Source organism: Gordonia sputi NBRC 100414, from assembly GCF_000248055.1.
Lineage (GTDB): Bacteria > Actinomycetota > Actinomycetes > Mycobacteriales > Mycobacteriaceae > Gordonia > Gordonia sputi.
In genome coordinates this window covers 19626-43871 of the sequence record NZ_BAFC01000072.1, presented here as the reverse complement: position 1 = coordinate 43871, position 24246 = coordinate 19626, and the positions used below count along the sequence as shown (strand labels likewise).

20 protein-coding genes and 1 other RNA gene are annotated in these 24246 nt (G+C 66.9%); 8 read left to right on the top strand and 13 right to left on the bottom strand.

Annotated elements, in window-relative coordinates; genetic code table 11:
• Positions 1-17 precede the first annotated feature (17 nt).
• The 5 genes from GOSPT_RS12000 to GOSPT_RS11980 form a co-directional block, all read right to left on the bottom strand.
• Positions 18-647 carry a biliverdin-producing heme oxygenase gene (locus tag GOSPT_RS12000; RefSeq protein ID WP_005206457.1) on the bottom strand — a complete coding sequence of 210 codons (630 nt, stop codon included), beginning with the start codon at positions 645-647 and terminating at the stop codon, positions 18-20.
• A complete protein-coding gene (locus tag GOSPT_RS11995; protein WP_005206456.1) occupies positions 644-1594 on the bottom strand; it encodes an endonuclease/exonuclease/phosphatase family protein in 951 nt (316 codons plus the stop codon). Before GOSPT_RS11995 ends, GOSPT_RS12000 begins: the two co-directional genes overlap by 4 nt.
• Before the next feature lie 59 nt (positions 1595-1653).
• The gene (locus GOSPT_RS11990; RefSeq protein WP_197501414.1) at positions 1654-4662 is read right to left on the bottom strand and encodes a bifunctional [glutamine synthetase] adenylyltransferase/[glutamine synthetase]-adenylyl-L-tyrosine phosphorylase; all 3009 of its coding nucleotides are present in this window, start codon (positions 4660-4662) and stop codon (positions 1654-1656) included.
• A 57-nt stretch (positions 4663-4719) separates the two neighbouring features.
• Positions 4720-6060 carry a type I glutamate--ammonia ligase gene (glnA, locus tag GOSPT_RS11985; RefSeq protein ID WP_039855829.1) on the bottom strand — a complete coding sequence of 447 codons (1341 nt, stop codon included), beginning with the start codon at positions 6058-6060 and terminating at the stop codon, positions 4720-4722.
• Between the two features lie 85 nt (positions 6061-6145).
• On the bottom strand, positions 6146-7663 hold the full coding sequence (locus GOSPT_RS11980; RefSeq protein ID WP_005206453.1) for an alpha/beta fold hydrolase: 1518 nt from the start codon (positions 7661-7663) through the stop codon (positions 6146-6148).
• Between the two features lie 258 nt (positions 7664-7921).
• Here GOSPT_RS11980 and panB point away from each other — a divergent pair, with 258 nt between their 5' ends.
• From panB to GOSPT_RS11965, 3 genes are all read left to right on the top strand, one after another.
• Complete coding sequence (panB, locus tag GOSPT_RS11975; protein WP_005206452.1) at positions 7922-8806, top strand: 3-methyl-2-oxobutanoate hydroxymethyltransferase; 885 nt, start codon at positions 7922-7924, stop codon at positions 8804-8806.
• 97 nt (positions 8807-8903) lie between these two features.
• On the top strand, positions 8904-9872 hold the full coding sequence (gene pip, locus GOSPT_RS11970; RefSeq protein ID WP_005206451.1) for a prolyl aminopeptidase: 969 nt from the start codon (positions 8904-8906) through the stop codon (positions 9870-9872).
• A 46-nt stretch (positions 9873-9918) separates the two neighbouring features.
• Positions 9919-11415: a CYTH and CHAD domain-containing protein gene (locus GOSPT_RS11965; protein WP_005206450.1), complete on the top strand. Its 1497-nt coding sequence runs from the start codon at positions 9919-9921 to the stop codon at positions 11413-11415.
• Between the two features lie 65 nt (positions 11416-11480).
• On the opposite strand, the gene GOSPT_RS11960 is transcribed toward GOSPT_RS11965, so the two are convergent.
• Complete coding sequence (locus GOSPT_RS11960) at positions 11481-12929, bottom strand: RNB domain-containing ribonuclease (protein ID WP_005206449.1); 1449 nt, start codon at positions 12927-12929, stop codon at positions 11481-11483.
• A gap of 174 nt (positions 12930-13103) precedes the next feature.
• Between GOSPT_RS11960 and rnpB the strand changes: the two genes are divergently transcribed.
• Positions 13104-13507, top strand: an RNA gene (gene rnpB, locus GOSPT_RS22830) — RNase P RNA component class A.
• Between the two features lie 115 nt (positions 13508-13622).
• On the opposite strand, the gene GOSPT_RS11955 is transcribed toward rnpB, so the two are convergent.
• The 4 genes from GOSPT_RS11955 to cobC form a co-directional block, all read right to left on the bottom strand.
• Positions 13623-14282: a histidine phosphatase family protein gene (locus GOSPT_RS11955; protein WP_005206448.1), complete on the bottom strand. Its 660-nt coding sequence runs from the start codon at positions 14280-14282 to the stop codon at positions 13623-13625.
• 8 nt (positions 14283-14290) lie between these two features.
• A complete protein-coding gene (locus GOSPT_RS11950; protein ID WP_005206447.1) occupies positions 14291-15028 on the bottom strand; it encodes a zinc ribbon domain-containing protein in 738 nt (245 codons plus the stop codon).
• Positions 15029-15100: 72 nt separating this feature from the next.
• On the bottom strand, positions 15101-16273 hold the full coding sequence (locus GOSPT_RS11945) for a Nif3-like dinuclear metal center hexameric protein (protein WP_005206446.1): 1173 nt from the start codon (positions 16271-16273) through the stop codon (positions 15101-15103).
• A complete protein-coding gene (gene cobC / locus GOSPT_RS11940) occupies positions 16257-17354 on the bottom strand; it encodes an Rv2231c family histidinol phosphate aminotransferase CobC (RefSeq protein WP_005206445.1) in 1098 nt (365 codons plus the stop codon). The genes GOSPT_RS11945 and cobC overlap by 17 nt, the downstream gene beginning before the upstream one ends.
• A gap of 91 nt (positions 17355-17445) precedes the next feature.
• Between cobC and GOSPT_RS11935 the strand changes: the two genes are divergently transcribed.
• The 3 genes from GOSPT_RS11935 to GOSPT_RS11925 all read left to right on the top strand — a co-directional run bounded on the left by GOSPT_RS11935 (position 17446) and on the right by GOSPT_RS11925 (position 19674).
• A complete protein-coding gene (locus GOSPT_RS11935) occupies positions 17446-18132 on the top strand; it encodes an HAD hydrolase-like protein (RefSeq protein WP_005206444.1) in 687 nt (228 codons plus the stop codon).
• On the top strand, positions 18125-18601 hold the full coding sequence (locus GOSPT_RS11930; RefSeq protein ID WP_005206443.1) for a low molecular weight protein-tyrosine-phosphatase: 477 nt from the start codon (positions 18125-18127) through the stop codon (positions 18599-18601). The genes GOSPT_RS11935 and GOSPT_RS11930 overlap by 8 nt, the downstream gene beginning before the upstream one ends.
• A 65-nt stretch (positions 18602-18666) precedes the next feature.
• Positions 18667-19674 carry an SURF1 family cytochrome oxidase biogenesis protein gene (locus GOSPT_RS11925; RefSeq protein WP_005206442.1) on the top strand — a complete coding sequence of 336 codons (1008 nt, stop codon included), beginning with the start codon at positions 18667-18669 and terminating at the stop codon, positions 19672-19674.
• On the opposite strand, the gene GOSPT_RS11920 is transcribed toward GOSPT_RS11925, so the two are convergent.
• Positions 19675-20661: a cobalamin biosynthesis protein gene (locus GOSPT_RS11920; protein ID WP_039855808.1), complete on the bottom strand. Its 987-nt coding sequence runs from the start codon at positions 20659-20661 to the stop codon at positions 19675-19677.
• Between the two features lie 22 nt (positions 20662-20683).
• Between GOSPT_RS11920 and GOSPT_RS11915 the strand changes: the two genes are divergently transcribed.
• Positions 20684-21508, top strand: coding sequence for a spermidine synthase (locus tag GOSPT_RS11915; protein WP_005206440.1), 825 nt, complete (start codon positions 20684-20686; stop codon positions 21506-21508).
• A 116-nt stretch (positions 21509-21624) separates the two neighbouring features.
• On the opposite strand, the gene GOSPT_RS11910 is transcribed toward GOSPT_RS11915, so the two are convergent.
• Both GOSPT_RS11910 and GOSPT_RS11905 read right to left on the bottom strand, forming a co-directional pair.
• Positions 21625-22449, bottom strand: coding sequence for a maleylpyruvate isomerase family mycothiol-dependent enzyme (locus tag GOSPT_RS11910; RefSeq protein WP_005206439.1), 825 nt, complete (start codon positions 22447-22449; stop codon positions 21625-21627).
• A gap of 286 nt (positions 22450-22735) precedes the next feature.
• The gene (locus GOSPT_RS11905) at positions 22736-24055 is read right to left on the bottom strand and encodes a family 1 glycosylhydrolase (protein WP_039855823.1); all 1320 of its coding nucleotides are present in this window, start codon (positions 24053-24055) and stop codon (positions 22736-22738) included.
• Between the last annotated feature and the right edge of the window lie 191 nt (positions 24056-24246).

Genomic DNA, 24246 nt, shown 5'->3' with positions numbered 1-24246 from the left:
CGGGCCTCCGGGATAGATCACGCTGCGGTCGCGTCCCCGTCGAGATCGGCAAACAGTTCCTGATTCAACTCGAACGCCGAGATCGCTTCCGCCACAAGGTTGTCGACGTCGTCCTCGTCGATGTCGAGCGCATCGATCCGGTCGCGATAGGCGTCCTTGTAGCGCTTGAGCTTGTCGATGCCGTCGAACGCGTAGAAACTCAGCGTCGACGCGTCGAGGCCGTAGTGTTCGCGCATGCGATGAGCGACAACCTGTCCGCCCGACAGATCGCCGAGGTACCGCGTGTAGTGGTGCGCGACGTACCGTGCCGGGTCGTGGACCGTCGCCTCGATCGTGTCGACATACCGTTGCACGGCAGGCAGTGGCGTGATCATCTCCGGGTCGATCCCGAGTGCGACGAGGTCGGAGCGGAGCCTTTCGGTCCGACGCAGGCGGTCGTCGAGCACGGCGTCGGCAATCGGGTCTCCGGCCAACGCCGAGCCGACCTCTTCGAGCGCGCGGTAGACGAAGTACAACTGCGCTGCCAGCCGTCCGTACTGGTCGGCGTCGAGGCGGCCCGACAGCAGATCGTCGATGAAGGTGGCACTCTCGGCCTGCTGGTGTGCGACGGCGGTTGCCTCGCGCAGCCGTTGGGAGATGGTCGTCATGATGCAACCAGTGATACCACCACGCCCCGGTGATCGGAACCGCGGAGGTCGAAGGTATCAACCGACGACGCGATGAATCCGCGGACGACGACGTGATCGAGCGCGAGGAACGGCGTGCCGCCCCACTTGTCCGTCGGATAGGTGGGCACGAAACCCGCGCCGGATTGCTCTGTGGTGTCGGCGAATCCGTTCTGGAGGAAGTCGCGGTAGCGCACCTGATCCCACGTCGCGTTGAAGTCGCCCGCCATGATTGCCCGCCCCGCCGGAATCGACTGCATCCGAGCGTGCAGCAGGCCCATGTCGCGTACCCAGACATCCGTGCGGCCTCGCAACGGGGCTCCTGGATGCATCGCGAACACCTGGGTGTCGCGTGCGCCGGGCAGATCGGTGCGCGCCTTCAGATTGTGCAGCGCGGTGTTCGGATCGATCTCTCCCTGCCCGGTCAGCGGCGTACGACTGAAGATCGCGGTTCCCATCGCGAGCGTGCCGGGCGAAGCATACGAGTACGGCAACTCCCGGCCGACACCACTGGCCTGCAATCGCGTGAGCGACTCGGGCGTCACCTCCTGAAACGACGCGAAATCGACGCCTTCGCGCGTCACCACATCGGCAAGTTGGTCGACGTCGGCGCCGCCGAACAGCAGGTTGGCCGTCAGCACGGTGAACCGCTCCCCCGCGGGCGGCGACTGCCCGACCCACAACGGCAACTGTGTGAAGCACAACGCCAGTACCGCGGCGATCGCCACCGGCAGAGTCAACCAGCGTCGGAACACGACGAACACGACGACGGCGAGCACTCCGGGCACGATCGCGAACGGCACCGCGCTGGTGAGGAAGATGGTCAGTTCACCGCGCGAGCGAGAGTAGTGCAGCCAGACCGCGACACCGACTGCGACCACCATGGCCCAGCCGACGAGCAGCAGTGCGAACCTGAAGAACCGGCGCATCAAGCCCCACCAACTCTCATCAAGCCCCACCAACTCTCATCGAGCCCTACAAACTCTCATCAAGCGCCGAAGACCTTGAGTACAACGGCTTTTGCGCGGCGGGTGACCCGGAGGTAGTGGTCGAGGAACTCGGCCGCCTGATCCTCCGGCCAGCCTGCAGCAAATGCTATCTGCCGCAACTGCTTTCCCGGGCCGGGGAGCTGATCGACGGGTTTGCCGCGCACCAGGACCAGGCAGTTGCGTGCCTTGGTCGCGGTGATCCACGCGTCCTTGAGCAGCGCGACGTCGTCTTCGGCGAGCAGTTCCGCCGACCCGATCGCGTCGAGCGACTGCAGCGTCGACGTGTTGTGCAGCGACTGGTAGCGGTGTCCGTACTTCAGCTGCAGCAGTTGGACGGTCCACTCGATGTCGGCGAGTCCACCGCGGCCGAGCTTGGTGTGGGTGGCCGGATCTGCTCCGCGTGGCAACCGCTCGGCATCGACACGAGCCTTGATTCGACGGATCTCTTTGACAGAGTCAGCGGAGACGCCACCTTCGGGGTAGCGGATGCGATCGGCCATGTGCAGGAACTCGATTCCGAGATCCTCGTCGCCCGCGACCTGGTGTGCGCGAAGCAGTGCCTGCACCTCCCACGCCTGGGCCCACTGCTCGTAGTACGCGGCGTAGGCGGCGAGCGTGCGCACGACGGGTCCGTTGCGCCCTTCCGGGCGCAACCCTGTGTCGACGATCAGCGGCGGGTCGTCGCTGGGCGTTCCAAGCATCGAGCGGACCACCTCGGCGATGGTCTGCGCCCACCGCACGGCCTTGGTCTCGTCTTCGCCGGGATTCGGTTGGCAGACGAAGAGCACGTCGGCGTCGGAACCGTAGCCGAGTTCGCCACCGCCGAGCCGACCCATACCGATCACCGCGATCCGCGCGGGTGCCGCGCGGCCCTCGACGCGTTCGGAATCCTGGATCGCAAACGTCAACGCGGCGTTGAGAACTGCGGCCCAGACACTCGACAGCGCCTCGCACACCTGCGGTACGTCGAGCAGGCCGAGAACATCCGCGGACGCAATACGCGCGAGTTCGGCACGCCGATGCGACCGCGCTGCCGCAACCGCTCGACGCAGGTCGGGCTGTCGCACTGTCGACGCGACGAGTCCCTTCGCCACGTCCTCCGGACGTACCTCGCACAGTCGTGGGCCGTCGGCACCGTCGGTGTAGAGATTGATCACCTCAGGCGAACGCATCAGCAGGTTGGCGATGTACTCCGACGTGCCAAGCACATGCATCAGACGAGCCGCGACGACTCCGTCGTCACGCAGCAGACGCAGGAACCAGTCGTTGTCCATCACGTCGCACAGCCTGCGATAGTTCAGCAGACCGGCGTCGGGATCCGGTGTGTCACCGATGTATTCGAGCAACTGCGGCAGGATCAAACGCTGCACCTGACCACGTCGACCCGACGCGGATGCCAGCGCACGGATATGACTGAGTGCCCGCTCGGGCTGCGCATAGCCGAGCGCGGAGAGGCGCCGCTGCGCCGACTCGTCTGTCAGCGTCAGTTCAGTGGTGTCCAGGCGGACCGCGGCTTCGAGCAGCGGGCGGTAGAAGAGCTTCTGGTGCAGTCGTCGCACACGGAGGCTCTGATGCTTGATCTGCCTGCGCAGCACCGACGTTGCGTCGAGGTCGCCCTCCCGCCTGATGTGCGCGGCGCGGGCAAGCCACCTCATGTTGTCGTCGTCGTCGAGCTCCGGGAGCAGGTGGGTTCGCGACATGCGCTGCAACTGCAGCCGGTGTTCGAGCAGCCGGAGGAACTGATACGACGCATTGAGGTTGGCGCCGTCGTCGCGGCCGACGTATCCACCCGCCGTCAGCGCATCGAGTGCCTCGACGGTCGAACGGACCCGCAGCGACTCGTCGACGCGGCCGTGGACCATCTGCAGCATCTGCACGGCGAACTCGACGTCGCGAATACTGCCGCTGCCGAGCTTGAGGTTGCGGTCGCGTTCTTCTTCGGGCACAAGCGATTCCACACGACGTCGCATCGCCTGGACCTCGGGCACGAAGTCGTCGCGCTCGGATGCCTGCCACACCATCGGGTTGATGGCGTCGTGATACCGCTGCCCGAGTTCCATGTCGCCGGTCATCGGTCGCGCCTTCAGCTGCGCCTGGAACTCCCACGTCTTCGCCCACCGGTTGTAGTAGGCGACGTGCGAATCGAGCGTGCGGGTGAGCGCCCCGGACTTGCCTTCTGGGCGCAGCGCGGCGTCGACCTCGAAGAAGGCCAACGACCCGACGCGCATCATCTCCCCCGCGATGCGTGCCGACGTTCCGTCTGCCGGCTCACTGACGAACACCACGTCGACGTCGCTGACGTAATTCAGTTCTCGTGCACCGCATTTGCCCATAGCGATCACCGCGAGCCTGACCGGGATCGGCTTGTCGCCACACACCTCGCGGAATGCGACGGCCAGCGCCGCGGTCAGCGCGGCGTCGGCGAGGTCGGCGAGGAGCGCTCCGATCTCGGGAAACCAGATGACCGGTTCGTCCTCGACCGTCGATGCGACATCGTGCGCCGCAACCTGCAAGACGAGGTTGCGGTAGGCCGCCCGCAACGCCACCACGGCCTTCGGGCCGCTGAATCCCGCGCGGTAGATCTTGTTGCCCCGCTCGGTCTCGCCCGGCTCGGCGACCGCGTCGACGGCCGCGAGCATCTGCCGGTTGATCTCGTCGGTGTCGGGGAGTTCGGCCGGAATCAGACGACGCCACGCCTCCGGCTCGGCCACCATGTGGTCGCCGAGGGCGTCCGACGACCCGAGGACCGCCAGGAACCGACCGCGAAAGCCCTTGTCCGTGCGCAGCAGCGTGTCGATTTCCGACCAGTCGTCGCCCACCTGCGATCGCATCCGGACGATCGCGCGCAGCGCGAGGTCGGCGTCGGGTGAGCGCGACAACGCCCACAGCAGTTCGATGGACTCCTCGTTGTTCCACCCGAGGTCGGAGAGATTCTTCTCGGCGTCAGGGTCGAGCAGACCCAGACGCCCCACCGCCGGTACGCCGCCCCGCCCTCGAAGTGTTGTCACACCTAAGAAAATAGCGCCCCGCCCACTGATACCGGACACGGGTTGCCAACAAAGCAGCTACAGCGGGAGGTAGTTCCTCAACTCGAACGGGGTGACCAGGCTGCGGTAGTTGTCCCATTCAGCCCATTTGTTGCGCAGGAAGTAGTCGAAGACATGCTCGCCGAGCGTCTCTGCCAGCAACTCCGACTTCTCCATCTGGTGTAGCGCGTCGGCAAGGCTGCCGGGCAGTTCCTTGTAACCCATTGCGCGACGCTCCGCAGGCGTGAGTGCCCACACGTCGTCTTCGGCCTCGTCGGGCAGTTCGTAATCCTCGACGATCCCCTTCAACCCAGCGGCGAGCAGCACCGCGAAGGTCAGGTAGGGGTTGCAGGCCGAATCGGGGCTGCGGACCTCGACGCGGCGCGACGACGCCTTGTTCGGCGTGTAGAGCGGCAGACGCACGAGTGCCGAGCGGTTCGCGCCGCCCCAGGTGGCCGCGGTCGGTGCCTCCCCACCGTAGATCAGGCGCTTGTAGCTGTTCACCCACTGATTGGTGACCGCACTGATCTCGTTGGCGTGGTGCAGGATTCCCGCGATGAACTTCTTGCCGGTCTCCGACAACTGCATCGGGTCGTCGGGGTTGTGGAAGGCGTTGGCGTCGCCCTCGAACAGGCTCATGTGGGTGTGCATCGCCGATCCGGGGTGATCGCTGAAGGGTTTGGGCATGAACGTCGCCCAGACACCCTCACCGATCGCGACCTCCTTGATCAGGTACCGGAACGTCATCACGTTGTCGGCCATCGAGAGCGCATCGGCGTAACGCAGGTCGATCTCCTGCTGTCCCGGCGCGCCTTCGTGATGCGAGAACTCGACGGAAATGCCCATCGACTCGAGCGCCTCGATCGCGTGCCGACGGAAGTTGGGAGCGGCGTCGTGCACGGCCTGGTCGAAGTAGCCACCGCTGTCGGCGGGCGTTGGGACGCTGCCGTCGAGGGGGGCGTCCTTGAGGAGGAAGAACTCGATCTCGGGGTGTACGTAGCAGCTGAATCCCTGGTCAGCTGCCTTGTTGAGCTGGCGACGCAGCACGTGCCGCGAGTCGGCCCAACTCGGTGTGCCGTCGGGCATCACGATGTCGCAGAACATGCGTGCCGAGTGATGCCTGCCCGACGACGTGGTCCACGGCAGGATCTGGAACGTCGACGGATCGGGCTTGGCGACGGTGTCGGCTTCGGAGACACGCGAGAATCCTTCGATGGCCGAGCCGTCGAAACCTATACCCTCTGAGAACGCGCCTTCGAGTTCTGCGGGCGCGATCGCCACGGATTTCAGATATCCCAGGACGTCGGTGAACCAGAGACGAACGAATCGGATGTCGCGCTCTTCGAGGGTCCGCAGCACGAATTCCTTTTGGCGATCCATGACCGCCGACATTAGAAGTAGCCTGTTAAATCGGTGTTACGTTCATAATTCAAACTCGACAACCTGCACATTTGGCGCAGCCATCTCAGCATGCGAGAGGCCCATTCAACTCAGCGAGATTCGAAAGGTAATCGTCGACGGCCCTGTCGACGCACCGATTACCCTGTAGCGCCGCAGTATGGCCGTATCCGTCGACTGTGATCAACGTGCCGCGGGTGCGCCGAGCAATCTCCTCGCCCACGGCGTACGGCGTCGCCGGATCATGCGTCACGGCGACGACCAGCGGCGCGGGAGACGGCACGCTCGCCGCCGCTCCGGTCTCCGACTGCATGCTCTGGCTCGACGTCGCCGCTGCGTCACTGATCGGCGGCCAGAAGGCGCACGGATCCAGCGGTGCATGCCCGGTCCCGCGACCGTCATCGGTGTAAGGCGCGGCGGCGCGCAGTCTGCGATCGAGGTCGTCATTGTCAGCACGGTCGGTGATGCGCGGACCGTCGGCGCACCCGATCGCGAGGTAGGCGTCGGCCGAGTTGTCATAGCGTCCGCCGGGTCCCCAGCCCTCCAACAGGTCGGCTAGCGACATCAGCGACTCGCCCCCGCGTCCGGCAGCGAGGTCGGCGAGTCCCGAGCGCAACGTCGGCCACAGGTCGGTGCGATAGAGCGCCATACTCGTGCCGTCGACCGCCGATTGGAAGTCGAGTGTGCGACCAGACCCGGCGGGCGCGGGGCTCCGCGTCAATGGCCGTACGAGGCGTTGGTAGTGCACCAGCGCGTCCGCGGGGTCGGCGCCGAGCGCGCACCCCGGCACCCGCGTGCAGTCACGAGCGAAGCCGTCGAACACCTCCTGGAATGACCTCGCCTGCGTCACGGCGGCGTCAATCGGAGCCGCGTCGGGGTCGACCGCCCCGTCGATGACCATCCGAAACAGGCGGTCCGGGTAGCGCTGCTGGTATTCGAGCCCGATCTTCGAGCCGTAGGAGAACCCGATGAAGTCGATTCGGGAGCGGCCCAGTGCCGCGCGGAGCCGGTCGACGTCGTCGACGACCTGGGAGGTGCCGAGGAGTCCGAGGAACTCGTCGCCGGTTCGCGTCGAACACTTCTGCGCAACGCCACGGTTCATCGCCTCGGCGGCAGCGATTCCCTGCGGCGAACGATCACCGGTGTCCGCCTCGCGCTCGGCGTCGAGTTCGGCCGCTGTCCGACACCGCACCGTCGGGACCGACGCACCGACCCCACGAGGGTCGAACGCGACGACGTCGCTGTGCGTCGTGAATCGTTGTGCCGCAGGACGATCCGCGGCTCCGAGGAGATAGTCGACGCCCGAGGCCCCTGGCCCTCCGGGATTGACGATCACCGTCGCGTCGCTGCGCTCCGACGCCCGGAGCCGGGCCACCGCGAGCGTGATCGTGCGACCGTGCGGCTTCGAGGGGTCGAGCGGCACCGCGAGCGTCCCGCACTCCACCCGCGCGGCCGACGGGCCTGCGCCCACACCGTGTGCGCACGCTCCCCAGTCGATCGTCCCGACCTCGGCGGCGCGATCGGTCGACGCGCAACCCGCGCACACCAGCAGCCCCACCATCACCGTGGTCAGCAGCCGCCCCACGCGACCCTGCCCGCACGCACGTCGAGACCGCAGAGGCCTCCGCGCGAGAAAAGAGCAGGTCACCACGGTGATGGTACGGACGCGCGTGTCGACACCGCTGGTCGAGCTTGTCGAGACCCCGAGTGCACATGCCTGCGCGATGTGAGCAATCACACGTCTATCGCGGGTTTTCACCCAGCACTTCGGTGGGACCATGGAGGCGTCCGAACACAGCCCGGGTACCCGCCACGCGGGACTCGAGGAAGAAAAGAGACAACGATGTCCCACGAGGCAGCTCATTCCGACGCGCCCATCTACGGTGGCGCTCCCACGTCCGGCACTTCAGCATCCGGCGAATCCGCACCGCGTCGACGCACCACCCGCATCCATCATCTGGCACAGATGAAAGAGCAGGGCGAGAAGTGGTCGATGCTCACCGCATACGACTATTCGACGGCCCGCATCTTCGACGAGGCCGAGATCCCCGTTCTTCTGGTCGGCGATTCGGCCGCCAACGTCGTCCTCGGTTACGACACCACCATCCCCGTCTCCATCGACGAGCTGATCCCGCTCGCACGCGCCGTCGTCCGCGGCGCACCCCACGCGCTCGTCGTCGCCGATCTCCCGTTCGGCAGCTACGAAGCAGGCCCGCAGCAGGCACTCGAGACAGCCGTCCGCTTCTTCAAGGAGACCGGTGCACACGCGGTCAAACTCGAAGGCGGAGAACGCGTTGCCGACCAGATCGCCACGCTGACCGCAGCCGGAATCCCCGTGATGGCGCACATCGGTTTCACCCCGCAGAGCGTCAACGGACTCGGCGGGTTCCGCGTCCAGGGTCGCGGCGACGCGGCGGACCAGCTCATCGCCGACGCGATCGCCGTCCAGGAAGCCGGCGCATTCGCAGTGGTCATGGAGATGGTCCCCGCAGAACTCGCGGCACAGATCACGCGCAAACTCACCATCCCGACGGTCGGCATCGGAGCGGGCAACGAGACCGACGCCCAGGTACTCGTCTGGCAGGACATGGCAGGCTTCACACACGGCAAGACCGCACGGTTCGTCAAGCGGTACGCCGACGTCGGCGGCGAGTTGCGCACCGCCGCAGCAACATACGCCGACGAGGTGCGCCGCGGGGTATTCCCCGCTCCGGAGCACAGCTACTGATCGTCTGATCTGATCCGCGCGCGGGGCGGCCGACCCGACCCGCGCGCGGATGCGATCGGCGCGGCCGATCCGAAACAGGTCGGCATAGGGTGAGGGCATGCGAAGCCTCTACCCGCCCATCGAGCCCTACGCGTCGGGACACCTGGCTGTCGATGACGGCCAGGAAATCTACTGGGAGACCTCAGGCAACCCCGACGGCAAGCCTGCGGTGTTCGTCCACGGCGGCCCCGGCGGAGGCACCGGCCCCGATCAGCGACGCTTCTTCGACCCCGCGCGCTACCGAATCGTCCTGTTCGACCAACGCGGATGCGGAAAGTCGCGCCCCCACATCGCCGACGGCGCCGACCTCTCGGTGAACACCACACCCAAGTTGATCTCCGACATGGAGTCGCTGCGCACGCACCTCGACATCGAGCGCTGGCAGGTCTTCGGCGGCTCGTGGGGTTCGACGCTCGGGCTCGCCTACGCGCAGGCGCACCCCGACCGCGTCACCGAGTTGGTGCTCCGCGGGATCTTCCTGCTGCGTCGCAGCGAAATCGACTGGTACTACAACGGCGGTGCGGCGCACATCTACCCCGACGTGTGGGAGTCCTATCTCGCGCCGATCCCCGAGAACGAACGCGACGGCGACCTTGTCGCCGCCTATCACCGACTACTCACCTCCGACGACACCGACGTCGCGGTCGCCGCCGCACGGGCCTGGACCGGCTGGGAGCAGGCGACGAGCTACCTCATCCCCAAGCCCGAGGAGGCAGCGGCGTCGAAGGAAGACGTGGGATCGCGGTTCGACCTCGCATTCGCCTCGATCGAGAACCACTACTTCGTTCATCACGGCTTCCTCGAGGATGGCCAGCTACTCCGCGACATCGACCGCATCGCACACATCCCCGCGGTGATCGTGCAGGGCCGATACGACGTCGTATGCCCGATGCGCAGCGCCTGGGATCTGCACCGCGCATGGCCGTCGGCGACGCTGCACGTCGTCGCCGATGCCGGCCATGCGTCCTTCGAACCGGGCATCGCACATCATCTCGTCGAAGCAACCGATGTCTTCGCCGATCGCTGACTCGCTCGCCTAGACTCAATTCAGCCATTACCGACAGGAGGACGAGTTGCCCGCAAGCGAGCAGGTCGAGGTGGAGCTCAAATTCGATGTCGATCCGGGCATCACGCCGCCCGACCTTCGCGTCCTCCCGGGCGTGGTGGCGGCCACGGAACCGGAGACGTTCACCCTCGACGCAACGTACTTCGACACAGAGAACCTCGACCTCGCGTCGAACCGAATCACCATGCGGCGCAGGCGCGGTGGACACGACGAGGGATGGCACCTCAAGCGCCCCGGCGATGTCCCGGGCGCACGACGCGAACTACAGGTGACTTTCGACGAGGCTCCCGCCGACGGCGACATCCCCGACGCACTCGTCGACCCGGTACTCGTCTACACCCGGCATAGGCCACTGCTACCGGTGGCGGCGATCTCGACGGTCCGCACGATCACGACGCTGCTGGGCACCGACGGCGTGAAGCTTGCCGAGTTCGCCGACGACCGCGTGACCGCGCAGTCGTTGCTGCCGGGCGGGTCGTCGCAGCAATGGTCCGAGTGGGAGTTCGAACTCCTCGAGGGCGGCACTCAGAAACTACTGAAGGCCGCGCACAAACTGCTTCGTGGCGCCGGTGGTCAGGAACCGTCGAGTGCGTCGAAACTCGCGCGCGCCATCGGCTCGACGCCCGCGGTGACACCGCCTCCCACGCTGGGGCGCCACCCATCGGCGCTCGAATTGGTGATCGCCGACGTCACGCGGCACCGCAATTCCCTCATCGCCTGGGATCCGCTGGTTCGCGAGGACGCCGACGACGCGGTGCATCAGATGCGCGTGACCGCACGCCGCATGCGCAGCGTGTTCTCCGGCTTTCCCACAGTGCTCGACGCCGCCCGCACCGAACACATCGCGGGTGAACTGAAACTGCTGGCGCGCATCCTCGGCGACGCACGCGATTCCGAAGTGCAACTGGAGATCGACAGCACTCTGCTGCGCGACGAAGTGGCATCGGAGACGCTGGTGAACGCGCTGGCGGGCACGGAATCCGCGGCACACGATCGCGCCGTCGCCGCGACCCACGCGGCGATGAACTCGCAGCGCTACTTCCGACTGCTCGACGCCATCGACGAATTGATCGCCGATCCACCAGCCGGACCGGATGCCGACCTGCCTGCGACGACCGCCGTCGACAAGGCGATCAGCAAGAGCCGCAAGCACATTCGGAAGGCACATCGCGAGCTCGCGGAGTTGCCCGAAGGATCGCACGAGTGGTCGGAGCAACTCCACACCATCCGCAAACGCGCAAAACGACTGCGCTACAGCACCGATGCCGCCGAACCGCTGCAGAAGAAGAAGTACAAGCAGATCTCGAAGACGGCGAAGGACCTCCAGTCGGCGCTCGGCGACTACAACGACTCGCGTATCAATCGCGCACGGCTGGCCGAGCTGGCGGCGTCGGGCGAGTTGTCGGGCATGGATCTGTTCGTGCTCGGTCGAATCGACGCCCGTGAACAGGCCAACGGAGAGCAGGCGATTGCCGCATACCGCAAGGCCGCCAAGGATCTCTGAGCCGAAGGCGGTCCCGGACTGCTGAGCCGAAGCCAGTCCCGGACTGCTGACGCCGAAGGCTGCCGCTAGGCGTTCGATGGTGCGAAGCGTACTTTGCGCGACGCCGGATCGGCTGCGGTCAGGGTGACGTCGATACGCGAGGCCGCGGTCGGAGTGCCGTCGCATTCGGCCAGGATCGGCGGTTGTGCGATGAAGATCTTCGCGCGCTTCTTCGCTGCCGCTCCGGTCTTCGCTGTCGCCCCGGACAGGACCACGGCGTCGAAGCGCTCGCCGACTCGGTCGGCGAGTATCACCGACTCGGCGAGGTCGATACTCTCCCGGTCGGCAGACGACCCGAGCGAGTCGGCAGAACGCAGGATGCCCGGCAGTGTCGGCAACGCACGTAACACCCAGTCTGGCACCGGGTTTCCCGATGTGACGGCCAGGCACACCTCGGTGGCGAATCGATCGCCGAGGCGTCGCAGTGGCGCGGTCACGTGTGCGTAGACGCCACCGATCGCCGAGTGGACCATCTCGTCGCGCGTTGGAGGGGCCGTGTCCGCCTCACCGGTCTGCACGCCGAGCGGGAGGTACCCCGCGCCGCGCATCAGCGAACTCGCCTGCGACATCAGGGCGAGGGTCGACGGCTCGTCGACCGGCAGTGCCGCGAGGAAATGTCCGGGGGTCGCGTCGTCGGGCCACGCGACGTCGAGAGCGTCGGCGGTCGCTCTGAGCTTGTCGACGGCGTCGGCAGGTGCCGGTGGAAGCGTGCGCAGCAGACCGATACCCGCGTCGGCCATGATCTTTCCCGCACAGGTGCCGGTGAGAAGCGACAACTGCGAGTTCCACATATCGGCGGGCGTGCGAGCCGCAAGGGCGAGCACCCATCCGTCGTCGACGCGGGTCACCTCCTGGTCGGGAAGGTCGAGTTCGATTGCCCCGCGCGCCAACGCAACTCGACGTCGGAGCTCACCGAACGCGGGCAGCGCGCTGATCGACGGATGCAGGGTGCGTGCGGCGGCGTCCGCCGTCACTCCCGCATAGTCGAGTCGTGCGACCGATTCCACGAGTGCACGCTCGAGGTGTACTCCGGTCACGTCGCCGTCCGGTGCAACGCGGATCGTCCACAGCACCGCGGGGCGCGTCACGCCGGGGAGCAGCGATCCCGATCCCTCCGACAGCACCCTCGGATGCAACGGCACCGAGCCGTCGGGGAAGTAGATGGTCGCGCCTCGACGTCGACTCTCGGCGTCGAGTGCATGCTCTGGCCGAACGAGCGCGGCGACGTCGGCTATCGCGTAGTGGACCTCGAAGCCGTCTGCGTCGAACGACATCGCGACCGCCTGGTCAAGGTCCATCGACCCCGGCGGGTCGATCGTGACCAGCGGGATGTCGCGACGGTCTACCCGCTCGGCGTGTGCGTCGACCGCGTGCTCCGCCTCGTCGAGCGCGGCTTCGCCGTAGTCCTCGCAGATCCCCAGCTCGGTGCGGATCGACTCGAAGTCGATGTCGGGGGCGGAGAATCTGCGCTGCACTCTTTCGACACTATCGCCGACCGTGCGCTCCAGAGTGCCGACTGGGCGCCTCAGACCGTCGATTGTGCGCTCCTGACCGTCGACTGGGCGCAGCAGAACGTCGGCTGGGCGCTCCCCGCAGCTCCAACGGGCGTGCTGGATGCCCGTGTCAGCGGGCTAAGCTGTACGGGCGAACGAGTCGGCCGGGCGGCCGCGGCGAGCGGAACGGCCAGATCACTGGCAATGCCGCGCGCCGAGGAAAGTCCGGACTCCGCAGAGCAGGGTGGTTGTCAACGGCAACCCGGGGTGACCCGCGGGACAGTGCCACAGAGAACAGACCGCCGATCGAAAGATCGGTAAGGGTGAAACGGTGCGGTAAGAGCGCACCAGCGACGCGGGTGACCGCGTCGGCTTGGTAAACCCCACCCGGAGCAAGGCCGAAGCACGGACCGCGAGGTGCGTGTGCACGGATGATCGAGGGCTGCTCGCCCGAGTCCGTGGGTTGGCTGCTCGAGGCACCCGGCGACGGTGTGTCCAGATGGATGGTCGCCGCCGACTTCGTGTCGGCACAGGATCCGGCTTACACGCCGACTCGTTCGCCCTCGGTCCGGATATACCCACTCGGCACGACACGACGCCCACTCGGCTGTACACGACACCCAGTCGGCAGTACGGGACGCCCAGTCGGCAGTACGGGACGCCCGGTCGGCAGGGTCAGTTCAAGTGGGCGGTCTCGTTGACCGAGCGCACCACCGAGCCGCCGTCCGGGTAGAACTCGGTCACCGACACCGACGCGAGGTCGAGGTGGAGGTGGAACAGCAGCTCCGGTCCGACTGTCAGCGCATGTTGGAGCAGCGTCTTGATCGGTGTCACGTGCGACACCACCACCACGGTCCGCCCCGAATACTTCTGGACCAGTTGGTCTTTCGCCGCGATCACCCGCTCAGCAACCTGCGCGAAGCTCTCGCCGTCGGGTGCCGGGGCGGTGTAGTCGCCGAGCCAGCGGGCGTGTACCTGCGGGTCGCGGGCCGCGGCCTCGGAGAACGTCAGCCCTTCCCAGCCACCGAAGTCGTTCTCGATGAAGCCTGCATCCTCGATCACCTCGCCGCCGATCCGGTCGACGACGGCCTGCGCAGTCTGGCGTGCGCGGTCGAGTGGCGAGCTGACCACGGCAGCGACGTCGGCCTCAGCGGCGATGCGCGACGCCGCGGCGAGTGCCTGCTGTTCCCCCAGCTCGGTCAGCCGGGGGTTGCCCCGGCCCGAATAGCGTCGTTCGATCGACAGCGGCGTCTGGCCGTGTCGCAGCAACACCAGGCGCGTCGGTTCTGCACGCTGCCCCTGCCACGACGGCGTGGCCGCCGAACCGGAGCTCACGGTTGCGCCTACAGACCGGACTCGTTGGTACGGACGAGAACTGCGCCGCATTCCTCGCACCGGACCACGTCGTCTGCGAGGGCAGCGGCGATCGAGGCGAGGGTTCCGCGGTCGAGCTCCATCCGGCACGCTCCGCAGCGTCGCGCCCGCAGCAGTCCCGCACCGATCTTGCCCGCGGCGCGCTGCCGGTCGTAGATCGCCAGGAGGTCCGCGGGAATGTCACCGGCGATCGCCTCGCGGCGTGTGATCGCGACCTCGCGATCAGCGTCGACAGCAGCCTTCGCCTCGTCGCGTCGCTTCTCGGCGTCCGCGAGCTGGGTCTGCAGATGTTCGACGGTCGCCGAGGCGCGCTGCCGTTCGGCTTCGACGGCTTCCTGTCGTTCCATGACGCCGAGCAGGTCGTCTTCGAGTACGGAGCGGCGGCGGGCGAGGCTACCGAGTTCGTGCTGCAACTCCGACAACGCCTTGGGCGCCAGTCCCCCACCGGCGAGCAGCGCGGAGTCCTTGCGCTCGCGGTCGGCCATTCCGGTCACCTCGCTGTCGACGCGTCGATACTCGCGGGTGAGGTCTTCAGCGGAGATGTCGGCGCGCACAAGGTCGTCGCGAGTCGAGTCGATCTTGGTGGTCAGCTCGGCGATCTCGGCCACCTCCGGCAGCGATTTGCCGCGATGGTCGACGCGGGCAACGGCGGCATCGGCGTCGGCAAGGTCGAGCAGATGTCGCTGCGCGGACGGGTCGGCCTTCACTCGGCATCGACTTTCATGGGGGCCTCCTGGAGTTCACACGTTCGGTCAACGGTACGCGGTACCCACCGTCGCTCAGCAATCCGCATGCAGCGTGAACGGGTCGGTTGGCGTCGCGAAGACCTCGACGTCGAGTGCGAGCCTGTTCGCCAACAGTTCGGCAACCTGTGTGCACCACGGGAATTCGGTGGCCCAGTGCCCCGCGTCGACCAACACCGGTCCGCCCGCACGCAGCGCCTCGTCGACCGGATGGTGCCGCAGGTCGCCGGTCAGATACAGGTCGACGCCGAGGCCACGAACCGTGTCGAGCAGCGAATCGCCCGCGCCACCGCACACCGCAACGGTCTCCACGACGCGGCTGCGCTCCCCGGTGGCACGCACTCCCCACGGCGAGCGCAGCGTACCGGCTGCTCGCGTCACGAACTCCCCGACGGTCGACGGCGATGCGAGCCGCCCGACCCTGCCGAGACCCGTGTCCGAGTCGATGGCTTCTTCGGCAAGGATGTCGAATGCGGGCTCCTCGTAGGGGTGAGCGGCACGAAGTGCAGCGAGCACGGACCGGCGCAGACCGCGCGCCGCGACCATTTCCACCCGCGCTTCGTCGACATGCGTCCGTTCTCCCAGCGACCCGATCGTCGGATTGGCCGCACCTCGCGCCTCGAACTGACCGACGCCCACCACCGACCACGCGCAGTCGCGGTACTCACCGATAGCCCCGGCTCCCGCCGCGAACATCGCCTCGCTGACCTGCTCGGCGCTGCCCTCGGGCACCATGACGATCCACTTGTCCATGGGCGCCAACGGCGCGGGCTGCAGCGGTGAGGTGTCGACGACGCCGAGTACATCCGCGAGCGCATCCGACACTCCCGGACGTGCACTGTCGGCATTGGTGTGTGCGGTGAACAGCGCCGTGCGCGCGCGGATCAGCCGATGCAGCACAGAGCCTTTCGCGGTATCGGCGGCAACCGAGTCGACCCCGCGCAACAGCAGCGGATGGTGCGCGACGATGATGTCGACGTCGCCTGCGACCGCCGCGTCGACGACGGCATCGGTGACGTCGACGCAGATCAGCGCCCGCGCAACGGCTTCCGTGCGATCCCCACACACGAGTCCCACCGAGTCCCATGCCTCCGCCAGCCTCGGCGGGTAGACGCGATCGAGCAGATCGGCCACCGATCCCACCGATATCCCAGCATCTGATGTCCCGGTCACCGAAGTCACCGTTGTGGACTCATCCTTGTGCGTCATCGTCGACGTCCTTTCGTGCGCGGGCCAGTGCGTCGACCATTGCGGTGACGGTGGCGTTGTCGCGCACCGCGAGCCGCAGGTGATCGCCGTCGAGGCCGACGAAGTTGGCGCAGCTTCGCACACCGAAACCCGCTGCGCGAAGAGCATTCTTGACCGCGATGCCGTTCGGCGTCTCGATGAGCACGAACGGCGCCTCGGGTTGTGTGCACGTCCTGATCCCCGCCAGTGCGAGCCGGTCGAGCATGAAGTCTCGCTCGGCCGCGACGGCGCGCGCAGCGTCGTCGCAGAACCGTTGTCCCGCAGGGCCGACGCACTCGGCCAGAGCAGCGAGCGCGGGCGTCGACAACGGCCAGGGTCGACGTCCCCGGCTCAGCCGTTCGACGATCTCGGGCGACGCCAGGAGGTACCCCGCGCGCAGGCCGGCGAGTCCGAAAGTCTTTGTCACGCTGCGTAACACGACGATGTCGTCGTTACGCATCGACGCGAGGGACTGCGGCTCACGCTCGCCGGTGACCGGATCGACGGTGAGATCGGCGAACGCCTCGTCGACGACGAGTATTCGTCCGGGCCTGCGCATCGCATCGAGCGCGGCTCTGCTGTGCAACACCGACGTCGGGTTGGTCGGGTTGCCGACGACGACGAGGTCGGCATCGTCGGGGATGCGGTCGGCGATGTCGTCGGGGTCGATGCACCACGGCGGCGGCAACTGCACCTGGGTGATGGGGATTCCGGCTGCCCGCAGGGCGATCTCCGGCTCGGTGAACGAGGGTTGGACGAGCGCGGCGTGCCGAGACCCGAGCCGTGGCAGCGCCTCGAACCCGTCCGCGGCGCCCGCGAGCAGCATGACCTCGTCCGGATCCCGTTGGTGTAGTGCACAGATCGCAGCTATCGCGGCATCGGCGTGCGCGGTGCTCGGATAGGACGCGAGACGTGCACAGGCGTCGGCGATCGCGGCGCGGACGAACTCTGGCGCCTCACCGCGCACGTTGACGGCGAAATCGACGACACCGGCCTCCACGTCGACATCGCCGTGTCGGCTGAGGCGGTACACGCTGTCCTGCGGGGTCGTGCCTGCTGTCATAACCGTCGAGCCTAATGGTCGAGTGCCGACGGATCGGCCGACAGCAACACGCCATTCGGACACCCGCTGCGGTACATGTCACGATGGAGCCGTGACCTCTCCGGCAGATCCGCATGATCCGCGGACCGTACTGTTGTTCGACCTCGACGGCACGATCACCGACAGCTTCTCCGGCATCGTCAACAGCTTTCGCCACGCACTCGCCGAGGTCGGGGCACCCGAACCACCCGACGACGTCGTCGCGGGCGTCGCGGGACCACCGATGATCGACACGCTCATCGGCCTCGGACTCGACCAGGAGACCGCCGACGACGCGATGCGCGCCTACCGCAAGCGCTACACCGACGTCGGATGGCTCGAGAATTCGGTCTTCCCGGAGATACGCGAGCTCGTCGACGATCTCGCGACCCAGGGCCGGACGATGACGATCGCGACGTCGAAAAACGAGAACACGGCGCGAGCCATCCTCGAGCATTTCTCCCTCGCCGACCGCTTCGCGGCGATCTGCGGTGCCAGCGACGACGGCTCGCGGCGCAGCAAGACCGACGTGATTGCGTGGGCACTGAGACAATCGGGCATTACACCCGACCCGGACACCGGACTTCCCGACCATCCCGTCGTGATGATCGGCGATCGGTCGCACGATGTCGAGGGTGCCGAGAGCTTCGGAATCCCGACAGTCTTCGTCTCGTGGGGCTACGCTCGGGCCGGGGAAGGGGACGCTGCCTCGTGGCGCGTCGATTCTGTTGTCGATCTGCGTGAGGTCTTAGGTGTCTGATCAACTACACGTCTGTTTCGTGTGCACGGGCAATATCTGCCGGTCGCCCATGGCGCAGAACATTTTCCGATCTGCCATCGACGACGCCGGTCTCTCCGACCGGGTCCGCGTGACCAGTCGGGGTACCAGTAGCTGGCATGTCGGCGAACCCGCCGACAATCGCGCACGCACCGAGCTACTCGCCCACGGCTACTCCGACGCCCACACCGCAGCCCACCTGGCTCCCGACGACTTCGACGCCGACCTGCTCGTCGCGATGGATTCCGGCCACGCCAAGGATCTCGAACGCAAACGGCTCGGCGATCGTGTGCGGCTGCTGCGCAGTTTCGATCCCGACGCAGGCGACGACCTCGACGTCGCCGATCCCTACTACGGGACACAGGGCGATTTCGCGCTCACCCGTCAGCAGATCGAGGCGGCCGTTCCGGGCATGTTGGCCTGGGTCAACGACCGCCTGGGCAATACGTAGCCGCCGCAGCGTCGTACATTGCCCCACACCGCCGATGTGTGCGGGCACCTCGGTACCGTTGAGGCATGCGCGTGCTCCGAACCTTCCTGCGACCTGGGTGGATTGCCCTGGCTGTGGTGGTCGTGGCATTCGCCGCGCTGTGTTTCTCCATCCTCGCCCCGTGGCAACTGGGCAAGAACAGCAGAACGAGCGAGCGCAACCACCTCATCGAGCAGGCCGTGTCGATCGCGCCCGTTCCGCTTGCGTCGGTCGCACCGGCCGGTAACGGATTCCGACCCGACACCGAGTGGCGCGAGGTGCACATCACCGGCACCTTCCTGACCGACAAGCAGGCCCTGGTCCGACTGCGTTCGGTCGAGGAACGTCCGGCCATCGAGGTCTTGACGCCCTTCCGGGTTGCGGGTTCGGACAGGGTGCTCGTGGTCGATCGCGGCTACATACGACCCGACCAGGGACAGACACCGGTCATACCTGCGCCGCCTGCGGGTGAGGTGACCATCGACGGTCGGATCAGGGCTGGCGAGGGCACGACGCCCGGTCGAGGCGCGGCGGTCGTCGACGGCGCCCTGTCGATGTACACGATCGATCCCACCGAACTGTCGCGCGCGACCTCCACCGGCATGGACCCGTTCTATATCCAGATCTCGCCGAACCAGCCGGGATCGCTCGGCGAGATCCCGCTACCCCAACTCGAGTCCGGCCCCTACCTCTCCTACGGGTTGCAGTGGCTCGCATTCGGGATCATGGCTCCGCTCGGAGCCGGATACTTCATCTACGCCGAGATCAAGCAGCGTCGTCGGGCACGTGGCACGGCGAACACCGCGACCACCACCTCGACGGATTCCGCTGCGGCAACCACGGATGCGCAGACTCCCGCCGCCCCGACCGCGGCGTCGGCGAGTGTCACCTCCGACCGCGCCGCGCGCCGCAAACGATTGCGCGCGGAACTGCGTGGCGACACCGTCGTCGACGACGCCGACCACTCCGACACGACGCGGATCGGTTTCGGCCCGGACACCGAACACGCACCCGACGACGTCCGCGACAAGCTCACCCAGCGCTACGGCGGCTGATCACCGACGCCGTCGTAGTGCACCTATCGCGTACGCGATCAACGCACTCGACGCCAGAGCTCCGATCTGGACCCGCCGCGACAGACGCGTCGTCGAATACAGATCCGCAACCTCCGGCAACCGACCGTCTCCGAGCGCAGGACGTTCTTCGACGCCGTGTGGGTACACCGTCCGACCCCCGAGACGAAGCCCGAGCGCCCCGGCGAACGACGATTCGACGACGCCCGCGTTCGGACTCGGATGCGCTGCGGCGTCGCGTCGCCATGCACGGAGGGCGCCTGCGCGGTCTTCTCCGAGCACGACGACCAGCACCCCGGCGAGCCGTGCCGGTACGAGGTTTGCAAGGTCGTCGAGACGCGCCGAAGCCCAACCGAATCGTCCGTACCTGTCGTTGCGGTAGCCGACCATCGAATCGAGAGTGTTGACGGTTCGATACGCGACCAGCCCGGGCACACCGGCGACGCCACCCCAGAACAGTGGAGCCACGGCAGCGTCTGAGGTGTTCTCGGCGATCGATTCGACTGCGGCACGCACGATTCCGGCAGCGTCGAGGCTCTCGGGGTCGCGACCGCACAGGCTCGGTACCAGTGCGCGTGCGGCGTCGATGTCGTCGACGGAGAGATCATCCGCGACCTCGCGGCCGACCCTGTTGAGAGTGGTGCCACCGAGCACGGCCCACGTCGCCACCGCGACGGCCGCAATCCGCACAGGTGAGGAATCGGCGCGCCGGGCGGCTCTGTCGACACCGACCCCGAGGGCGATCGACGCGCACACCGACGTCGCGGCGAAACCTACGCCCACCGCGCGCGAGTCGGCGTACACGGCCCGCTCGAGTCGACCGATCGCGCGCCCGAGACCCGCGACGGGATGCCACCGGCGTGGGTCGCCCACAGCGCGGTCGAGGAGGTAGCCGACGCACAGCCCGACCGGGACGTCGAGTGCTCGACCCACCGCGCGCGGACTGGAACTGGATGGGGCTCGACGCACCGCGTGATCGTATCGTCACCTCATGGCCAAACCCCGTCCCGCACCCGTCCCGGGTAGCCACCCCATCGACACCGGCACCGCCGAGGTGGTTGCCGATCCCATCTCGGGTGGCTGGCTGCTGCTGATCAACGGGACCCACAGCTCGCACATCCACCCCGACGATCCGTCAGCTCTCGATTTCGAATATCTCCGCCAGATGGCCGCGGTCATCGACGATCGGTATCCCGATACCTCGACGCCGCTGCGGGTTCTCCACCTCGGCGGGGCAGCCTGCGCGCTTCCGCGCACTCTGGCCGACCGCTACCCGCAGGCCAGGCAGGTTGCTGTCGAGATCGACGCGGAGTTGGCCCGATTGGTGCGCGAATGGTTCGACCTGCCGCGTGCGCCGCGCTTACGTATTCGCGTGGGCGATGCGCGGGCGGTGACCGAGTCGCTGACGGAGGGTTCGCGGGATGTGGTGATCCGCGATGCCTTTGTCGACGCGCGCACACCGTCGCATCTGACGACCGTCGAATTCGTACAGGCGGTCAAAAAAGTGTTGACTCCCGGTGGGCTCTATCTCGCGAACTGCGGCGATGCGCGAACTCTCGATCTGGTGCGCGCCGACGCCGCCGCCGTCGCGGAGGTGTTCGCCAATGTCATGCTGATCGCCGATCCCGCGATGCTCAAGGGACGGCGAACCGGCAACGTCGTCGTCGTGGGCAGCGACGGCGACCTCGGTCCGTCGTCGGCACTGGTGCGCACCCTGCTGAGCGACCCGCTCCCCGCACGCACGATTGCAGGAAGCGAAGCGCGCGCGTTCGGGCGTGGGAAATACCTTCGCGATCCCGAACAAGGTGTGCGATAGGCATATTTTTAATCCGCCGATACCCTCGGAATCGACCGTTCGAATGACATGTTCTTGGACACCTAGCATCGATTGATGCGATATCTCGAAGCCTGGTAGAAAGTCCGTTCGAGGCTTCAGATCACATAGTCGATCCGGTCGAGCACGGCCTTCGCCAGCGCCTCGTCACCGGTGACGATCACCGCGCTCGGATCGGCATTACGCCGACCTCCGGCCAGACGCGCCAGGTCGACTCCGTCGACGCGCAGGGTGACGTCCGCGGCGTCATCACCACCGTCGAATGACTCGACGAGCCCCGCGCGACCGTCCACCGCGACCCTGACCTCACGAGGTGCGACACCGGTGATGTCGAACCGAACCCTGCTGCCGTCGGGCGCCGACGCGCGCTTGCCCACGACGAAGGGCAACGACGACGAGATCTCGTCGAGTGCGACGCCCGCCGTAACGGGATCCGACGGCGAGCCGTAGGCAAGGGCGTCGCGCAGGTCGACCTCGTGAATCCAGCAGTCGAAGACGCGGATGCGCATGAATCGTCCGTAGGTGTCGGGGCCGGCCGGGGTGGCCGTCTGCGCGTCGAACTCGTCCTGCGTCATCGCCATGAGTGCCGCGGTGCGCACCTCGATGATCTCGTCGAGCGCAGCGAGCACCTCCTCCCGAGACTCGTCACGGAAGTAGTCGGCCCATCGCTCGTTGAGCTCGCCGATCGGATTCTTCACATGCGTTCGCGAGGTGATGTCGGCTGCGGCCTCCACATCCCGACCGTCGAGCATGCTCTCCGTGCCGATGATGTGGGCGACGATGTCGGCGTTGGTCCAGCCAGGGAGCACCGACGGTGCCGACCACTGCTCGTCGGTGAGTTGCGCCGCGAGTGACTGCAGCGCAGCCCACTCGGTGGTCAGAGCTGCGGTGATCGAATCCTTGTCGACGACGGTGAGCGGCATGTTCTCATCCTTCTGGGGGCTGTCGGCGCTGCGCGCCTACATGGCTGTCAGCGCATCGGCCGACACTAACGGTTCTCGAGGGATTGCAGCATACTGAGCAGCCGGAGCCGGGGCAGGAACTTCCTCGAGCGCGTCGCGGAACTGTTGCATGCTGACCCGCTCGGCCGAACCCCGAGGCGCGCGCATCGCTCGAACGAAGGGCGGCAGCGGGTTCGTCGCGCACCATCATGCGCTGACCGATGGCGTCGAGTTCAGCGGCGGTCGGCTCACGCAGACGCGATGGGCGTCAGCGCACCGGTTGGCCACAACTCGCGGGAGCGGCGGCCAGCGAACACCACTGGGCCGGCCGGGTCGGGCGATACGCCGACCCCACTCCGTTGCGCGCGGTGATGTCGCGATAGGCCGGCACCGCGTCCGTCGGTTGTCTGCGCAGCGTCGGATCTGTTTTGACGTCGACGGTGTACAGCCCGAATCGTGGTGTGTACGAACCCCATTCGTAGTTGTCGGTGAGGCTCCAATAGTTGAATCCGATGACCGGAATGCGGTCTGCACGCGCCCGCCCGACCCAGTAGACGAGGTCACGCAGATGATCACCGCGACGATAACCGTCGGGGCGCGGCTTGCCATTCTCGGTCGGCATGCCGGTCTCCACGACGTAGAGGGGTTTACCCGGGAAGCGCCGCGCGAGATCACGCAGCGAGTAGTAGATCCCGTCGGCCGATACCGTTGCGTTCCAATTTTTTCCCGTGGCGGCGTTGACCGCGCTCAGGTCGGTGACCGACGCCGAGTAGTAATAGTCGAGACCGATGAAGTCGAGAGAATCGCGCACCCGATCGGCAAATGCGGTGTCGACGATCGGCTCAACAGTCGGGACGTAAGCGATGTTCGACGACACCATGGCGGCGGGCTGACGCTGGTGGATGTATCGGTAGATCGACGTGTGCACGTCGACGAGGCGGTCGCGCATCGTTGCACTCGCAGCCGCGGGGAGTCCACCCATGCGCAGCTCGTTGACGATATAGATCGTCGGCTCGTTGATGGTGATCCACAGCGGATTGTCATGGGCGTACCTGTCGACGACAAAGCGCGCGTTACGTAGCCACGCCTGCGGCGTCGAGGCATTCGCCCAACCGCCGCGCGCTGCAACCCATCCCGGATAGACCCAGTGATCGAGGGTGATCATCGGCCGCATTCCCGCGCTCACGATTGCCGCGATCATGTCGTCGTAGTACGCGAGCTCGCGACGGTCGATCACTCCCGGCTTCGGCTCGATGCGCGCCCACTCGACACCGACGCGATAGACCGTGACACCAAGGGACTTCGCGAGGGCGATATCCGAGCGATAGCGATGACGAGAGTCGACGGCGGACCCCACCTTGTCGTCGGTCTTACCCGCGGCGACATATCTGGTCCAGTTACTGTCCGGCGACGACCCCTCGGACTGGAAACCCGACGACGACACACCCCAGAGGAATCCCGGAGGCAGGGTTCCGGGGTCGGCGGCCGGCAGAGGCTGCGCCCCCGGCGGCTGCGCACCCGGCGGCTGCGCTCCCGCCTGGGCGGGAAGTGCACACACCGTCGCGACTAGCGCGACGACCAGCAACATCAGCGGCACGCCTGCGCCTTTCCTACCAAGAACCTCATGGGCTCCGCTACCTGCGGCTCTGCGACGCACCATCATGGCGCTCAGCATCGCAAACAAGACGCTCCGGTCGCGGCCGAATCGGCACGACTGCACCAGAATGCTCCGCGGGACCTGAAGAGACGGCCAGCCGTCGACAACATCGACAGCACGTG

Excerpts from the sequence above, each read along its gene's own strand:
- GOSPT_RS12000 (WP_005206457.1), bottom strand. The coding sequence starts at position 647 with ATGACGACCATCTCCCAACGGCTGCGCGAGGCAACCGCCGTCGCACAC.
- GOSPT_RS11995 (WP_005206456.1), bottom strand. The coding sequence starts at position 1,594 with ATGCGCCGGTTCTTCAGGTTCGCACTGCTGCTCGTCGGCTGGGCCATG.
- glnA (WP_039855829.1), bottom strand. The coding sequence starts at position 6,060 with ATGGATCGCCAAAAGGAATTCGTGCTGCGGACCCTCGAAGAGCGCGAC.
- panB (WP_005206452.1), top strand. The coding sequence starts at position 7,922 with ATGTCCCACGAGGCAGCTCATTCCGACGCGCCCATCTACGGTGGCGCT.
- pip (WP_005206451.1), top strand. The coding sequence starts at position 8,904 with ATGCGAAGCCTCTACCCGCCCATCGAGCCCTACGCGTCGGGACACCTG.
- GOSPT_RS11945 (WP_005206446.1), bottom strand. The coding sequence starts at position 16,273 with ATGACGCACAAGGATGAGTCCACAACGGTGACTTCGGTGACCGGGACA.
- cobC (WP_005206445.1), bottom strand. The coding sequence starts at position 17,354 with ATGACAGCAGGCACGACCCCGCAGGACAGCGTGTACCGCCTCAGCCGA.
- GOSPT_RS11925 (WP_005206442.1), top strand. The coding sequence starts at position 18,667 with ATGCGCGTGCTCCGAACCTTCCTGCGACCTGGGTGGATTGCCCTGGCT.
- GOSPT_RS11915 (WP_005206440.1), top strand. The coding sequence starts at position 20,684 with ATGGCCAAACCCCGTCCCGCACCCGTCCCGGGTAGCCACCCCATCGAC.
- GOSPT_RS11910 (WP_005206439.1), bottom strand. The coding sequence starts at position 22,449 with ATGCCGCTCACCGTCGTCGACAAGGATTCGATCACCGCAGCTCTGACC.
- GOSPT_RS11905 (WP_039855823.1), bottom strand. The coding sequence starts at position 24,055 with ATGTTGCTGGTCGTCGCGCTAGTCGCGACGGTGTGTGCACTTCCCGCC.